This window comes from Roseovarius sp. EC-HK134 (genome assembly GCF_902498815.1).
Taxonomy (GTDB): Bacteria; Pseudomonadota; Alphaproteobacteria; order Rhodobacterales; family Rhodobacteraceae; genus Roseovarius; species Roseovarius mucosus_A.
The window spans coordinates 3,679,412-3,695,830 of record NZ_LR701544.1; the positions used below are offsets into that span (position 1 = coordinate 3,679,412).

Sequence of the window (16,419 nt, forward strand, 5' to 3'; positions counted from 1 at the left end):
CTCATGCCCCTCCCGGCCCGGTGCCTGCCGCCTGCGCCAGATGCGCCAGCACCTGATCGCGCGGCCCGTCCACCGCCATCCGCCCGGCTTGCAGAATAAGTGTCCGGCTTGTCAGGCTCAGGATCGGCATCCGGTGCGTCGCGATCACCGCCGTGCGCCCCTTCAGCCATGTCTCCAACCGGCTGACCAGCGTGCGCTCCAGCGTCTGATCCAGCGCCGCCGTCGGCTCGTCCAACAGGCACACCGCCGGGTCCTGCAACCATAGCCGCGCCCAGCCAATGCTCTGCCGCTGCCCTTGGCTCAGCCCTTGACCGCCGTCCAGTATCTCTAGGTCCAGTCCCTTGGGATGCCCGCGCACAAAGGGCCCCAAACCGGCAAAATCCAGCGCCTGCATCAGCCGCGCGTCATCGCGCTCCAGCAAGGTCAGGTTCAGGTTCTCGCGCAGGCTGCCGGTGAACAGCCGCACATCCTGTCCCAGATAGCCGATCATCCGCCGCAAATCGCGCGGCGCGATCTGCCCCATATCGGTGCCATCCAGCATCAATCGCCCCCGGCTTGGGGCATAAAGCCCAGACAAGAGCTTGAGAAAGGTCGATTTTCCAGACCCGTTGGTGCCCAGCACCGCCACCACCTGACCGGGTTGAATGATCAACCCCGGAATATCCAGCACCGGCGCTCCGCCTGCGTCATAGGCAAACTGCACCTCGCGCAGCTCATAGGCACCGGTCAACGCCGTGCGCCGCAAATAGCTGCGCCCCTCGCCCTCGTCCTGATCCGCCAGCGCAATCGCATCCAACCCCACCAGCGCCGATTTCACATTTCCCCAGCGTGCCAGCGTGCTCGAAAGCTGCGTCAGCGGCCCCAGTGTGCGGCTGGTCAAAATCCCCACGGCGATGATCGAACCCACAGTGAATTCGCCCGCGAACACCAGATAAGAGCCAAGGATCACCGCCACGATATAGGTCGCCTGCTGCACCGCCTGCGCCCAGAAACTCAGCACCGATCCCAGCCGCCGCTGCTCGCTCGACTTGATCGCCTGAAGCGCCGTCAACTCGCCCCAAATCCGGCGAAACCGGTCCTCGGCCCGCTGCGTCTTGAGCGTATCCAACTCGAATATCGCCTCATGCAACAGCCGCGCCCCCCGTGCGCTCGCCCCCTGCATCTCTTGCGTCAGCCGCATCATCCGGCGTTGCAGCAGGAAACCGGGCAGAACCATGATCACCCCGCCCAGAATCAAGACCCAAACCACATTGCCCGCAATCGACGCCACCAGCGCCAGAAACACCACGATGAACGGCAAATCCGTCAGCGTGCCAATGGTCGAGGCGGTAAAGAATTCACGCACCGATCCGAATTCCCGCATCGCCGAGAATATCTGCGACGGGCTCTTGCTCGCAATCTCGGACCGCATCCCAAGAATACGGTCCATCAGAATTCGCTGCACATTGAGTTCGATCTGCCGCCCGGCCCCGTCCATCAACTGCGCCCGCGCAATTTTCAGCGCGGCTTCCATCACCAGCGCAAGACCCGCCCCCGCCGCCAATACCCACAGCGTCGCCTCGGATTGATGCGGGATCACCCGGTCGTAAACCTGAAGCGCAAAAAGCGCGACCGCCACCGCCAGAATATTGGCCACGAAAGAGCCAAGCGCCACCTCCGCGATATGCCGCCGGAACCCGGCAAACTGGCTCCAAAACCAATGCGGCGCGGCCTCGGGCGCATCATGCGCGCGGCTCAGGCTTTGCACCGGGGCCTCGGCCCGCACCACAAGGCCGGTAAAGAACGGCTCGAACTCGGCCAGCGGCACCTCGGCGCGCTGATCGGCGCAGGTGGTGTCGTGGATCGTCAACACGCTGCCCGCCTGTGACAGCACCAGCACGAATTGCCCGCTCGTCATCTGCGCCAGCGCCGGCCATTGATCGGGATGCGGATGCGCCACCGGCTCGACCCGCGCCATCAGCCCCGCCGCCTCCAACCCATCGGCCAGGGCGCGCGGTTGCGGCTGGTCAGTAGGGCCACCCCCCGCCTTGCTGGCGATCATCGCCTCCAGAATATCGCGCTCGACCGCTTCGATACCCAAAAGCGCGGCATAGGCCACCCCCAGTTTCGCCCGCGCCACAGCCCGCTCACCAAACCGCGCTGGCGCAGGTTGTGGGCCACTTGCCTCACCCCCGCGCGCGCCGGTCGTGATCGTCAGGGCGACGGGGGCCTTGGTCAAATCCGGCTCCCCTCCGCCAGCACGCCCAAATGCCGCGCCAGTTCCAGCCGCGCCAGCGCCAGCTCGTATTTCAGGGCCAGCGCGCGCGCTTGCCGCTGGGCAAAGGTCTCATAGACACCAACCACATCCATGACATCACGCTGCCCGGCATCGTATTGCGCTTGGAAAAGATCAAGATTGGCCTTGGCGGTATCGCGCAGCGTGCTTGCCTCGCCCACCTGCCGCGACAGGGCGCTCAACTGCCCCTCCAGCCGCTGCACAACCCGGTTGCTATCCTCATCCGCCTGCGCGCGGCGGCGCTTGGCGGCTTCTTTATCGGCGTCCACCGCCTTCAATTGCGCCCCGGTGCCCAAACCCAGCAATTGTTCAGACCGCAGGTTCAGCCCAAAACTCGTGTCGCCATTGCCAACCGTGCCCCCCGCCGTCAATCCGGGCAAGAAACCCGCCCGCGCCATCACCGCCTCAGCGGTGTCGCGTTCGGCCTCGGCCATGGCGCGCAGAACGTCCAAGGATTGCACAGACCCCGCGTCAACCGGCACCTCCGACAGGCCCGTCACCCCCCCAAGGGGCCGCGCCGCCATGGCGTTCAATTCTGCCAGCGCCGTGGCTTCGGCCTCTTGCTGCCCAGCCATCACCTCGCGGATTTCCGCCAGACGCGAGCGCAGGATATTGAGGTCAGACATATCCGATACGCCGCCCTTGACCCGCTCCGACATGATCCATTCAAAATGGCTCATATCCTCCAGCGTGCGCCGTTCCAGCACCAACCGCTCACGCGCCTGCGCCGCATCCAGATAGAGCGAGAGCGCCTCGAACACGCGCCCGTTCACATCCTCGGCCAGCGTCACGGCGGCCACCTCGACATCCGCCTTGGCAAAGTCGCGCTCCGCCTTTTTGCGGCCGTTGTCGAACAACACCTGTTCAACGATCAACTGGCTGACCAGATCGCTCAGACTGGTCAGGCTGATATTGGGCCCAACGCGCGGCAACCAGTTCTTGGATGCCGCCTCGGCGCGCAACCGCGCACTCAGCAAATCCGCTTCGGCACTGCGGCTATAGGCGGCCAAAACCGATCCAGCCACCTGATCAAAACTGCTGCCCGGTGCCAAAACCGATCGGCGCGCCTGCAAATCGCGGATGATCTCGGAACCTGCGGCCTCTTTGGCCCGCGCCACCTCATCCGGGCGAAGGTCTGGCCCTGCGGCGGCGCGTGACACTTCGGCATCGCTACCGTCGTCGCGCCAACACCCTGCAAGCGCCAAACAGACCCCCGCAAGCAAAAAACCCCTCGTTACAGTCCCCATACATAGTCCTCCGACCGTTCCGGCCTTGTCTTTGGAGACGCGCACCCCGGCACGGGCGCGCGTCCCTGTCCGGCATCAGGTGACGATCTGGATATCCTCATCCACCACGACCGTGGCATCATTGCCCAGCGTGTAGATGTCATAGGTCTGACCGTCGATCTGTGTGCGGCCTGCGGCCTCGGCCCCGGTCAGCGTCACGCGGTCATCCGCGCCCCCCTGAACCAGAACCGTATCGCTATTGCCCGAAAGCGCCAGAACCTGTGCTTCGGTCAGGCTCAATTGCGCCTGATCGCCAAACCGCAGATCAATCGTCTCGATGTCAAAGGCGCTAAGATTGGGATTGGCGATGTTCACAACCGATGTGCTGGTCTCATCCAGCACAACATAGGTGCTTGCGGTATTGCCCCCGGCATCTGTGCTGGTCACCACCAATTGCGAGCCATCCGATACCGGTGCCAACTGGCCTGCCCCGTTGAGAAAGAAGTAATCCGTCTCGCCGGTGAATTGGTTGGCCTGCTCACCCAGTGCCAATTCGCGCACATTGCCGCCCGCATCGACCTGATGAATGCTCACATCGTCCGCGCTCGTTTCCACCGTGGCATTGCGATAGCCGTCGCCCTGCCGGAAATAGCCCACGATCCCCGGCGTCTCGGGCGCGACCATATCCAGCGTCAGGCTGCTCGTGATCTGATGCGTATTGCCTGCCCCATCGGTCGCAAAAACCACCATCGGGGCTTGACCATCCTGCCGGGGAATATCCGCAGTGGGCAAGCTCACAGACCAGTTGCCTGCCGCATCGACCACCGCCTGATAGGTCCGGCCAAAAACCCGCACCTCGGCGCTTGATCCCGGCTCCACCTGCCCGGTCAGGGTGACACCTGCTGCCGCCTCAGAGATGTTGATGATGTTGTCTGGCGTGACCGGCCCATCCTGGCTCAGCTCATTGACCAAGGTATCGACCCGCACCGTATCGGTGAGGAACGCGATATTGCCCGCCGGATCGGTCACATCGACCCGCAACGCAACGTCGCGCTCGCCGGGTGCAATCTCATTGGGGCCAAAGCGTGCCACCCAATTTCCATTGGCCGCCACCTGCGCCTCGTGCTGCACCCCGTCGATGGTGACAAATACCCGGCTGCCCGGCTCGATCGTGCCGGTGACGTTGAAACCACCCGTCGCAATGTCATTATTGATGACATCGCGCCCATCGGCCCCAATCGCAAGGTTCAGATCGCTGAGGCTAAGGTTGTCGACCTGCGTATCCACCCGCACCGTCGCCTCGACTTCGGTCGGATTGCCTGCCGCATCGACCGTGCGCGCGCTCACCTCGGGCACATGCGTGCCACGCGTGATCTCGGCGCTTTCATAGCGGCTCTGCCAACGACCTGCGCCATCGGCCTGCACCGTGTGCTCAACCCCGTCGAGGCTGACAATAACGGTTGCCCCGGCATCAGCCGTGCCGGTGACCAGCACGCCAGCATCCGCCTCGGCCCCATTGATCACGCCGTCGCCACCAATCGCCCCCGCGTTCAGCGTCAAAAGACCGGCCTCGGTATCCACACTCACCGCTTGGCGCAACTCGCTGACATTGCCTGCGGCATCCGTGGCCACAGCCACGATGTCACCAGTATAGGTGCCGCCCGCAATCTGCGCGCCGGTGAATGTCGCGGTCCAGCGGCCATCCGCCGCCACCACGGCATCCACCACCGCCGTGCCAAAGGTCAGGCGCACCGTCGAGCCCGGCTCGACCGTGCCGCTCATCGTAAAGCCATCGCCCTGCTCAGCGGCGTTGATCACACCATCGGCCCCACCGGGCGCACCGGTCATGCCGAAATCGCGCACTTCGGTGTCAACACGCACCGAACCGCTTACATCGGCGCGATTGCCCGCTGCATCGACGGATACGGCCGTGACCGGGGCGTCATAGGTTCCCGCCGCCAGCGCGCTGCCCGCGACAGTGGCCACCCAAGCGCCCGACGCATTGGCAACCACATCCTGTGTCACGCCTGCGAATGTGACGGTCACTGTCGCCCCCGGCGTGGCAGTGCCGGTGATCGCCACCTGCCCGCCCGTTTCGACAAGGTTCACCGTGCCGTCGCCCCCGACCCCATCGGTCGCAAGGCTCAGATCATTGGCCTCGGTATCCACACTCACCGCTTGGCGCAACTCGCTGACATTGCCTGCGGCATCCGTGGCAACCGCCACGATATCACCGGTATAAGTGCCGCCCGCAATCTGCGCGCCGGTGAATGTCGCGGTCCAGCGGCCATCCGCCGCCACCACGGCATCCACCACCGCCGTGCCAAAGGTCAGGCGCACCGTCGAGCCCGGCTCGACCGTGCCGCTCATCGTAAAGCCATCGCCCTGCTCAGCGGCGTTGATCACACCATCGGCCCCACCGGGCGCACCGGTCATGCCGAAATCGCGCACTTCGGTGTCAACACGCACCGAACCGCTTACATCGGCGCGATTGCCCGCTGCATCGACGGATACGGCCGTGACCGGGGCGTCATAGGTTCCCGCCGCCAGCGCGCTGCCCGCGACAGTGGCCACCCAAGCGCCCGACGCATTGGCAACCACATCCTGTGTCACGCCTGCGAATGTGACGGTCACTGTCGCCCCCGGCGTGGCAGTGCCGGTGATCGCCACCTGCCCGCCCGTTTCGACAAGGTTCACCGTGCCGTCGCCCCCGACCCCATCGGTCGCAAGGCTCAGATCATTGGCCTCGGTATCCACACTCACCGCTTGGCGCAACTCGCTGACATTGCCTGCGGCATCCGTGGCAACCGCCACGATATCACCGGTATAAGTGCCGCCCGCAATCTGCGCGCCGGTGAATGTCGCGGTCCAGCGGCCATCCGCCGCCACCACGGCATCCACCACCGCCGTGCCAAAGGTCAGGCGCACCGTCGAGCCCGGCTCGACCGTGCCGCTCATCGTAAAGCCATCGCCCTGCTCAGCGGCGTTGATCACACCATCGGCCCCACCGGGCGCACCGGTCATGCCGAAATCGCGCACTTCAGTGTCAACGCGGAATGTCCCTGTGGTGCTGCTGGCATTGCCCGCCGCATCAACAGTGGTTGCCGTCACCACAGTCTCATATTGCCCACCGGGCAAGGTGCCCGGATCAAATTCTGCTCGCCAGGTGCCATCTTCGCCCACGAGCACATCGCGGGACACACCCTCGACCGTCACCGTGACAGTGGCCCCCGGCGTCGAACTGCCGGTGATTGCCACACCGGCCCCCTCTTCCACCAGATTGACAACACCATCGCCCCCAACCTCAGACGCGTTGATCACAATCGGATGCGGCACCGTATCAATGGCCACAACATCCGTGACCACGGTGGAATTGCCAAACGCATCCGTCGCGGTGATCACCACCGCCACCTCGCGCTCGCCACCGGGAATATCAGCAGGATCAAACACCACTTCCCACTGACCATCCTCACCGATGACCGTGGTTTCGGTGACGCCCTCGATCACAACGGAAATCTCGGCCCCCGGTTCTCCGCTGCCGGTGATCTCGATGCCGTCCTCATAGTCGTCGGCATTGACGATATCGTCGGTCGACACCACACCATCCTCGATCACCACCTCGGGCGGCGTGGTGTCGATCACCACCACCGGCCCTTCTAGCGTGGTCTCGGTGCCGTCAGGCTCTGTGACGACGACAACCACATCATGCTCGCCATCTTCGGGGAAGGTCTCGTCTTCGAACACGACCTCCCATTTCCCGTCTTCGTCAGCCTCAGTGGTGACCGTCTGATCGCCGATGGTCACATCCACCTCGGATCCCGGTTCGGCATCGCCGGTGATTGTGATCTTGGGATCATCCTGATCCCCGCCAATCGTGATCGTGCCATCCTCATTGACCGTGGGCTCGATCCGACCGCGGCCACCGCCACCATCGCCGCCACCGCTACCGGCGACAACCGCCGCTGCGGCCCCCGCAGCCCCGACGCCGCCCAACCCCAAGAGACCGCCGCCCCCCAAAAAGGCCGCCCCCAGCATTGACACTTCGTCATCCTCGACCGGCCCCGTCACCTCGTTGCCGCCCAAAAAGATCAGCTCTTCATCCGGGCTCCATTTGGCCCAATTTTCGGTCGGGCCATACTGTGCATAGACCGGCCCATCGCCGCCCTCGCTCAGCGTCACCTCATTGAGATAACCGTCGGCGCTGATGAACAGCCGGCTCACAGGCGCCCCGGTTGCGGAATAATATCCCTCCAGCACAACCACCCTGCCATCTGACAGGTTGATCACAAGGTTAGAGCCATCGCGGGCATAACCCTGAATGTCCATTTGCCGAAGATTAAGAGAAATTTCTTGTCCGTTGCCCGCCGGAATGATGCTTACGCCATCTTGCCCCGGAATTGACCCACGCTGCGAATTGCCCGCATCTGTGCGAGCGACAAAATCAATCGCTTTCATAACACCACCACTCTGACCTCAGGGTTCGGCACTTTGGTGTGCCGATTTGTTTTATTGTGTCTTAATTATCTTTTTTCCGCCGCAATCGCTAGATGTTTTTGATCCCGCCCCCCCAAAATACGCCGCTTTTCCATAGATATGGACAGACTGAGTCTCTTTGGGCACGCTCCACCACACGGCTGAGACGATCAGATACCCCACAACACAATCAAACCGGACATAGCGCAGGCTGCTCCAAGACGGGGGGTTGACGGGCCGCGCGGCGATCCACACTGTCGGGCAGTTGTTCATTTTGCCATCACAGGACCCTTCCCCGTGACCACTCAGCTTTCCGATACCGTTGGCCTCCTGCGCGAGTTGATCGCGTTTCCCACGATCTCCGAACTCAGCAATCTCGACATGATCGCCTATCTCGGGCACCGCCTCGAATCCGCAGGCGCGCGCGTCGACATCTTTCACGACGATATCGGCCACAAGGCCAATCTCTTTGCCACCATCGGGCCAGAAGTGGACGGCGGCATCGTGCTGTCAGGCCATTCCGATGTGGTGCCGGTGGCCGAACAGGATTGGGCCTCGGACCCGTTCGAACTGACCGAACACGAGGGACGGCTCTATGGGCGCGGCACCTGCGACATGAAGGGCTTTATCGCGGCGGCCACCGCCATGGCCCCCTATTTCGCAGGGCGGGTGCGCGACCGTCCCATTCACTTTGCCTTCACCTATGACGAGGAAGTCGGCTGTTTCGGTGCGCAGGCCTTGGTCGAAAGCCTGCGTGCCCGCAACCTGCGCCCCGGCGTGGCCATCATCGGCGAACCCACGATGATGCGCGTTATCGAAGGGCACAAGGGCTGCTATGAATACACCACCCATTTCTGCGGTTTGGCCGGGCACGGCTCTGCCCCGGACCGGGGCGTGAACGCGGTGGAATACGCGGTGCGCTACGTCAACCGCCTTCTGGAACTCAAAGAGGCGCTGCGCGCCCGCGCCCCCAAAGACAGCCGCTTCGATCCGCCTTGGACCACAATCAACACCGGCTCGCTCAAGGGCGGCGTGGCGCATAACGTCATCGCCTCCAACGCCACCATTGAATGGGAGATGCGCCCCGTTCAGGCCGCCGATGCCAATTTCGTCAAAGAGGACCTGCGCCGCTATTGCGAAGAAATGCTGCTGCCCCGCATGCGCGAGATTTGCCCCGATGCCAGCGTCGTCACCGAAATCATCGGCGAGGTGGACGGGCTCGAACCCACCGATCTGAACGAAGCCCGCGACATCATGATGGAACTCACCGGCGCCAATGGCGCAGATCTCGTGCCCTTCGGCACCGAGGCGGGGCTGTTCCAAAGCTATGGCATGTCGGCGGTCGTCTGCGGCCCCGGCTCGATTGATCAGGCGCACAAGCCCGACGAATACCTCTCGCTCGACCAACTCCAGCAATGTCTCGACATGTTGGGGCGCTTGGGCGATCGGCTTGGGCGCTGAGGGGCGCTCGTTGATCTGCGCGGCGCGCCGCCGCGCTTACACCCGCCGAAACGTCAGGTAATGCGGCACGCGCCCTTCGCGCAGCGCCTTTTGCTCGTAGCGCGTCGAAATCCAATCCCCCCAAGGATTGCGCCAATCCGCAGGCCCCTCTGCCAGCCACTCAAAGCCCGCGCGCGGCACCTCCTCTAGGGTCTGGCGCACATAATCGGGAATATCCGTGGCCAAACGGAAAATCGCACCCTTTTTCAACACCTTGGCCAGCGGTTCCAGATGTTCTTGCGTCACAAAGCGCCGCCTGTGGTGGCGCGCCTTGGGCCAGGGATCAGGATAAAGCAAAAACGCCCGTGACACCGACGCCTCGGGCAAAACATCAAACATATTGCGGACATCGCCGGGATATACCGCGACATTCTGTGTCTCTGCCGCCCGGATTTTCCCCAAGAGCATCGCCACACCGTTGATGAACGGCTCACAGCCGATGATCCCGACCTGCGGATTTTGCGCGGCCTGATGCACCATATGCTCGCCGCCGCCAAACCCGATCTCAAGCCAGATCTCGCGGTCGCCGAAAAGCGACGGCAAATCAATTTCTTGCCGCTCGGGGTTCACATCCCAATCGACGGCACCCGGTGACAATTTCGCTAGATCTTCGTCCAGATAGGTCTCTTGGCTTGGCCGCAGGGTCTTACCCTTGAAGCGGCCATAAAAATTGCGCCAAGGCGCGCCTGTCGGATGTCTGTCTTGGCTCATGCAAACTTAAACTGGCGCGTGAAGATCACGCGCCAGCCCTCTGATCAAACAGCTTTTTTCAGAGCGTCAACCAGATCGGTCCGCTCCCAGCTAAAGCCGCCATCGGCCTCGGGCGCACGCCCGAAATGGCCATAGGCTGCGGTGCGCGCATAAATCGGCCGTGTCAGCGACAGATGCTCACGAATACCGCGCGGCGTCAGGTCCATGCACTGTGCCACGGCCTTTTCAATGGCACTTTCATGCACTTGGCCGGTGCCATGCGTATCGACATAGATCGACAGCGGCTTGGCCACACCAATGGCATAGCTCAGTTGCAGCGTGCAGCGCTGCGCCAGACCGGCCGCGACCACGTTCTTGGCCAGATAGCGCGCGGCATAGGCTGCCGAACGGTCCACCTTGGTCGGATCTTTGCCCGAAAACGCACCACCACCATGCGGGGCCGCGCCACCATAGGTATCCACAATGATCTTGCGCCCCGTCAGGCCCGCATCCCCATCCGGCCCGCCGATCACAAAGGTGCCGGTGGGGTTCACATGCCACTCGGTCTCATCGCTCAGCCAACCTGCGGGCAGAACCTCACGGATATAGGGCTCTACAATCGCGCGGATGTCATCGCTGGTCTGGCTCTCATCCGCATGCTGCGTCGAAAGCACCAGTTGCGTCACCGCCACCGGGCGACCCCCCTCATAGCGCAACGTCAGCTGCGATTTGGCATCCGGCCCGAGCGTCGGCTCGGCACCGGATTTCCGCACCTCCGCCAACCGCTTGAGGATCGCATGCGAATAAAGGATCGGTGCCGGCATGAATTCCGGTGTTTCATCCACGGCATAGCCAAACATGATGCCCTGATCCCCGGCCCCGTCCCGGTCCACACCCTGCGCGATATGCGCCGATTGCGGATGCAGCAGGTTCTGCAATTTCAGCGTATTCCAATGAAACGCATCCTGCTCATAGCCGATGTCGCGCACGCAATCGCGCACGATCCCGTCAATCCGGCCCATGAAATCCTTGAGCCGCGACTGATCACTCAGCCCGACCTCACCGCCCACAACCACGCAATTGGTCGTGGCAAAGGTCTCACAGGCGACCCGCGCATTGGCTTCTTCGGTCAGAAATGCATCAAGAATAGCGTCGGAAATCCGGTCACACACTTTATCCGGATGCCCCTCCGAAACGGATTCGGAAGTGAAAAGGTAATTCTGTCTTGACATGAAGTTGCTCCATTTGATGTCACCGCCACGCCAGGAAGCCGTTGTGGGGGATTAGCGTGTGGTTACGCCCCTCTAGAACCTGCGTCAATGCCTATATGCGCGCGGCCCTGCGCCTGTGATCCAACCGCGACAGCCCCAGCAAAACAAGGAAAATTGCCAGCATCGGCGCATCGCCCAGCCGCGCATAAACCGTGGGCGGCAAAGGTGGCGGCAGCGCCGCATCGCGCCACCCCGCCTCGCCCAAGGGCAAAGACTCAATCACCCGCCCGGCTGCGTCGATCATTGCCGAAACGCCGGTATTGGCCACCCGGATCATCGGCAGGCCAAATTCCGCACTGCGCAACCGCGCCTGCGCAAGATGCTGATAGGGGCCAGAAAACTTGCCAAACCACGCGTCATTGGTGATGAGCAGGATGAAATCTGCCCGCCCTGGTGCCGCCCGCAAATCCTGCGCGAAAACCCCCTCGTAGCAGATCAGCGGCAGCGCGCGCCCCAGCGCGCCCATCTCGATCACCTGTGCCCCCGGACCAGACGAGAACCCCTGCCCGTCCTTAGAGGCCATCCCGTGAATACCCCACTGCGCCAAGACATCCCCATAGGGCATGTATTCGCCAAACGGCACCAGATGATGCTTGTCATAAACCGCCGCCACACTGCCCCCGGCCTCAACCAGCGCCAGCGTGTTGAAAAGACGCAGCTCCTCGCGGCGTTGCAGGCCAACCACCACCGGCACGCCCCCCGCCGCGTCCGAGATCACCTCGAGTGTGCGCGCGGCATTCTCGAGCATCACCGGCACCGCCGTTTCCGGCCACACGATCAGATCGGGCCGCCCCTCGCCCGCCGCCGAAAACGCCAACTGGCGGTCAAAGAAGCCTTGGATCTTTTCAGGGTCCCATTTCTCATGCTGCGGCGCGTTGGGCTGGATCAACCGCACTATCGCGGCCTCTGGCCCGGCCCCCGCGTCAGGCGTCAGCATCGCTCCGAGAGGCCACAAAAGCGCCATGGCCCCCAAGGCAGCAAATCCTGCCCGCGCGCCCGTCAGTGCCATCCACAAGGCCACCGCCGCCAGCAGCACCAGCGCCGTCAACCCAAGCGATCCAAGGTACGAGGCCCAATGCAAAAGTGGCGTGTCGATCAACACATGCCCCGGCTGCGCCCAAGGAAACCCCGTCAGCACATATCCCCGCGCCAGTTCGACCAGCCCAAGACCCCCGACAAACCCCAAGGCACCGCCGCCCAAGGAACGCCCAAGCCCAAGGGCCGCCGCCGCAAACAGCGCAAGCCCCCCGGATAATCCCAACAGGGCAAAAGGGGCCATCCAGCCATGCCGCGCCACATCGACCAAAAACGGCTCGATGATCCAATTGAGCGAAACAAGAAAATAGCCGGTGCCAAAGGCCCAGCCGATCCATGCCGCCTGCCGTCCACCCGCAGCGCGCAAAAACACCCCATAAAGCAGCGCAAAGGCCAGAATGCTCAGCGGCCATGCCCCGACCGGCGCCTGCCCCAAAGCGGCCACGGCCCCCAGCGCCCCCAACACCAGAACACGCCCGCGCCATGACAGGCCCGCAACCCGATCAATCAGGGCCGCGGCCCGGCCTGTTTCAGGCATTCTTTGCCTCGGGCAGACGCACGCGCACGCGTTTGATGCGCCGCGGGTCGGCCTCCATCACCTCGATCACCGGCCCGGCGGGATGCTCGATCACCTCGCCACGCACCGGCACCCGGCCCAGCAACATAAAGACCAAACCACCCAGCGTGTCGATTTCTTCCTCATCGACTTCGTCCGCCTCGGTCAGAGATATCCCAATCTCGGCCTCGAAATCCTCAAGCGGGGTCTTGGCAAGGGCCACGTAGCAGCCGGGTTTTTCCTGCGTCCAGTAATGATCTTCGTCGATGTCGTGCTCATCCTCGATCTCGCCCACCACCTGTTCGATCAGGTCCTCGATGGTCACAAGTCCGTCCACCCCGCCATATTCGTCGATCACCAGCGCCATATGCCGCCGCTCGGCCTGCATTTTCTGCAAAAGCACACCAATCGGCATTGACGGCGGCACAAAAAGCAGAGGGCGCAGCATATCCTCGAGCTTGAATTCCTCAGTCTCGCCGTTGAACCCATGCTTCAGCGCAAAATCCTTGAGATGCAGCATGCCGATGGGCGAATCCAAGGTTCCCTCATAGACCGGAAGACGCGACATGCCGCTGTCACGAAACACATGCACAAGGTCTTCTTTGGAAATCGAATTGGGCACCGACACGATATCGGCCTTTGGAATGGCCACATCTTCAACCGCCATGTGCCGCAGATTGCCCATGCCCGGCACGCCGTTGGCTTGCGCCGGATGCTCATCCTCAGCCGCTTCGGCCTCATCAGTCGTGGAAAAAACCCCAAGGATCCGGCGAAAAAACCCGCCTGATTCCTCTGTTTCCTTGTCATCGTCAGGCTGCGCGCTCTGCGCTGCCATAGACGATCCGTCGATACTCTCGCCCATCCATCTCTTTCCAGGTGACGGGGCACAGGGCCCCAGCACGGTTAATATGGGTCACTGACCCCAAGTTTGCCAAGTATCTCCACTTCAGTTGTTTCCATGAGAGTGGCATCTTGGTCACGCACGTGATCATAGCCTAGTATATGTAACACCGCATGAACGATCAGATGCGTCACATGGTCCGCCAGCGGTTTTTCGCCCTCTGCCGCCTCACGCACACAGGTGTCCCAGGCAATCGCAATATCCCCCAGCTCCGGATCGGGGCTAGGCATGGGGGGCGCAGGGCGTACCCCCGGCACCTCCGCCGCCCTCTCTTCGCTGGGCCAACTCAGCACATTGGTCGGCTGCGGCTTGTCGCGGAAATCCTCGTTCAGCACTGCAATCCGCGCATCATCACAGGCCAGAATGCTGATTTCCCAATCCTCGGGGTCCATCGCCAGATGCTCCAGCGTGGCTCTTGCGGCGCGTTCGGCCAAATCCTCCAGCGCCGCCGCCTGCCAGCGGTCGTCCTCGATCACCACATCGCACAGCATGGCGTCTTAACCTTCCGCCTCATAGGCCTCGATGATCGCGGCCACCAGCGGATGCCGCACCACATCCTTGGACGTGAAGTAATTGAAACTGATCTGCGGAATCCGCGTCAACAGCCGCTCTGCATCGGCAAGCCCCGAGGGAACACCGCGCGGCAGGTCGATCTGCGTGCGGTCGCCAGTGATCACCATCCGGCTGCCTTCGCCCAAGCGCGTCAAGAACATCTTCATCTGCATCGAGGTCGCATTCTGCGCCTCATCCAGCACCACAAAGGCATTCGAAAGCGTGCGCCCGCGCATGAACGCCAAGGGCGCAATCTCGATCTTTTTCTCTTCGATCAGCTTTTGCACCTGCTTGGCGGGCAGAAAATCGTTCAGCGCATCATAAAGCGGCTGCATATAGGGATCGACCTTGTCCTTCATATCCCCTGGCAAATAACCCAGCTTTTCACCCGCCTCGACCGCCGGGCGGCTCAGGATGATGCGGTCCACATGCCCCTCGATGAACATATTGACCCCCACAGCCACCGCAAGATAGGTCTTGCCGGTGCCCGCAGGCCCGATGCCAAACGCCAGCTCATGCGCAAACAACGACCGCACATAAGATTTCTGCGCCTCGGTGCGCGGCTCCACATATTTCTTGCGGGTCTTGATCTCGACCGGGCCGCTTTTGAACATCTCAAGCTGATCACCCGAATGTGCGCCCGTCTCGACCTCCGATCCGCCCATGCGCAATTCGCGGTCCACATCGCCGCTCTCAACCGCACGCCCACTCTCCAGCCGGGAATACAGCGCCTGCAACACGCCCGAGGCTTCACGCACCGGGCCATCCTCGCCCAAAACCGACAAGTGATTGCCGCGCCGGACAATCTGCACCGCCAGCTTACGCTCGATTTCGGCTAGGTTTCGATCATATTCGCCGCAGAGGTCAATCAGCAGCATGTTGTCGGGGAATTCGATCACGGACTCTTGCAAAGTGCCCAGATCGGCGGCGGGGGGCGGCGCGTTGTTACCCAAGCATATCTCCCACGGGGTCAGAGGTTCCCCTTTACAGTGCCAAGATGCCGCCGCCTGCGCAAGCAGCCAGCCACGATTCCGTGAAAACCGGCGAAAAAAATGCGGGCCACACCGGGCCCGCACATTGGTTCAGAATATGGGGCAAGCCCGATCAAATCGGATCGCCGATCAGGCTTGTCGAGCCACCTTTGAAATTGCCCGTCGCCACGGTCGGCGGGGCGACACCCGAACAGACCGGCTTGCCGAACTTGTCCAAACGCTGCGACAGATACCCCTCGACGCCATCGTCGATGATCCAATGGTCACAGCCGTTGGGATCAACCCAAATGCCGGCCTGCATCTGGCTCAGATGCCCCCGGTCAAAGATATTGCGGTCCACCGTCTTGTCCGGCCCCGCGTCACAGGCAGCCAACATCCCGACGATAGGCAGGGCGAGTGCTAATTTATAGGTTTTCATTGCACAGCCCCCTCAGCGCCAGCACAGGATTTCGACACGGCGATTCTGCGCCATGCCCTCGGCGGTGTTGTTCGACGCCTTGGGCACCCGCTCGCCATAGCCGCGGACATCCGCGATGCTTGCGCCGCTGCTGCGGGCAACCGCAGCAACAGAATTCGCCCGCCGCAGCGACAGGTCCATGTTGTACTCATCCGATGCGCGGCTGTCGGTATGGCCAACGATGGTATAGGACACCGCCCCGGCCTGCTGGAAAAACTCTCGCAGGCGCTGCTGCCCAGAGGCGTGGATACGCGCGCTGTCCGTTGCAAAAAGCTGGTCGGTGTTGACAACGCCGCAGAGATTGACCTCGCGACACACCGGAATACCTTGGCGCGTCACATGCGGGCTCATATAGCCCTCAGCCCCGTCATCCATCACCCAATGTTCGCACCCATCGGGATCCACCCAGATAGTTGGAATATACCGTTCACCGACGACAGTCCGCTGTTGCTGCGCGGATGCGCCACTCGCCATCACCGCGACACCAAGAG

Annotated in this window: 12 protein-coding genes and 1 riboswitch; of the genes, 1 reads left to right on the top strand and 11 read right to left on the bottom strand. The window is 62.5% G+C overall.

Annotation, left to right across the window (positions count from 1 at the left end; genetic code table 11):
- Position 1: 1 nt before the first annotated feature.
- From GC127_RS21590 to GC127_RS22940, 3 genes are all read right to left on the bottom strand, one after another.
- Positions 2 to 2,218, bottom strand: coding sequence for an ATP-binding cassette domain-containing protein (locus GC127_RS21590; protein WP_151978975.1), 2,217 nt, complete (start codon positions 2,216 to 2,218; stop codon positions 2 to 4).
- Positions 2,215 to 3,480: a TolC family protein gene (locus GC127_RS21595; protein WP_087148896.1), complete on the bottom strand. Its 1,266-nt coding sequence runs from the start codon at positions 3,478 to 3,480 to the stop codon at positions 2,215 to 2,217. The genes GC127_RS21590 and GC127_RS21595 overlap by 4 nt, the downstream gene beginning before the upstream one ends.
- Before the next feature lie 117 nt (positions 3,481 to 3,597).
- The gene (locus GC127_RS22940) at positions 3,598 to 7,956 is read right to left on the bottom strand and encodes an Ig-like domain-containing protein (protein WP_199861957.1); all 4,359 of its coding nucleotides are present in this window, start codon (positions 7,954 to 7,956) and stop codon (positions 3,598 to 3,600) included.
- A gap of 315 nt (positions 7,957 to 8,271) precedes the next feature.
- On the opposite strand from GC127_RS22940, the gene argE reads away from it, so the two are divergent.
- Positions 8,272 to 9,435, top strand: coding sequence for an acetylornithine deacetylase (argE, locus tag GC127_RS21615; RefSeq protein WP_151978974.1), 1,164 nt, complete (start codon positions 8,272 to 8,274; stop codon positions 9,433 to 9,435).
- Positions 9,436 to 9,471: 36 nt separating this feature from the next.
- Here argE and GC127_RS21620 read toward each other — a convergent pair whose 3' ends face one another.
- The 8 genes from GC127_RS21620 to GC127_RS21655 all read right to left on the bottom strand — a co-directional run bounded on the left by GC127_RS21620 (position 9,472) and on the right by GC127_RS21655 (position 16,402).
- Positions 9,472 to 10,185 (bottom strand): tRNA (guanosine(46)-N(7))-methyltransferase TrmB, encoded by a 714-nt coding sequence (locus GC127_RS21620; protein WP_151978973.1) that lies wholly within the window; start codon positions 10,183 to 10,185, stop codon positions 9,472 to 9,474.
- Between the two features lie 44 nt (positions 10,186 to 10,229).
- Positions 10,230 to 11,396 (bottom strand): methionine adenosyltransferase, encoded by a 1,167-nt coding sequence (gene metK / locus GC127_RS21625; RefSeq protein WP_008280413.1) that lies wholly within the window; start codon positions 11,394 to 11,396, stop codon positions 10,230 to 10,232.
- Positions 11,397 to 11,401: 5 nt separating this feature from the next.
- Positions 11,402 to 11,449, bottom strand: a riboswitch (SAM-SAH riboswitch).
- 38 nt (positions 11,450 to 11,487) lie between these two features.
- Positions 11,488 to 13,008: an apolipoprotein N-acyltransferase gene (lnt, locus tag GC127_RS21630; RefSeq protein ID WP_151978972.1), complete on the bottom strand. Its 1,521-nt coding sequence runs from the start codon at positions 13,006 to 13,008 to the stop codon at positions 11,488 to 11,490.
- Positions 13,001 to 13,888 (bottom strand): hemolysin family protein, encoded by an 888-nt coding sequence (locus GC127_RS21635; protein ID WP_008280415.1) that lies wholly within the window; start codon positions 13,886 to 13,888, stop codon positions 13,001 to 13,003. Before GC127_RS21635 ends, lnt begins: the two co-directional genes overlap by 8 nt.
- Before the next feature lie 41 nt (positions 13,889 to 13,929).
- Positions 13,930 to 14,418, bottom strand: coding sequence for an rRNA maturation RNase YbeY (gene ybeY / locus GC127_RS21640; protein WP_151978971.1), 489 nt, complete (start codon positions 14,416 to 14,418; stop codon positions 13,930 to 13,932).
- A 6-nt stretch (positions 14,419 to 14,424) separates the two neighbouring features.
- Positions 14,425 to 15,357, bottom strand: coding sequence for a PhoH family protein (locus GC127_RS21645; RefSeq protein ID WP_254700246.1), 933 nt, complete (start codon positions 15,355 to 15,357; stop codon positions 14,425 to 14,427).
- Positions 15,358 to 15,583: 226 nt separating this feature from the next.
- Positions 15,584 to 15,889 carry a hypothetical protein gene (locus GC127_RS21650; protein ID WP_037297429.1) on the bottom strand — a complete coding sequence of 102 codons (306 nt, stop codon included), beginning with the start codon at positions 15,887 to 15,889 and terminating at the stop codon, positions 15,584 to 15,586.
- Positions 15,890 to 15,901: 12 nt separating this feature from the next.
- A complete protein-coding gene (locus GC127_RS21655) occupies positions 15,902 to 16,402 on the bottom strand; it encodes an OmpA family protein (RefSeq protein WP_232279185.1) in 501 nt (166 codons plus the stop codon).
- Between the last annotated feature and the right edge of the window lie 17 nt (positions 16,403 to 16,419).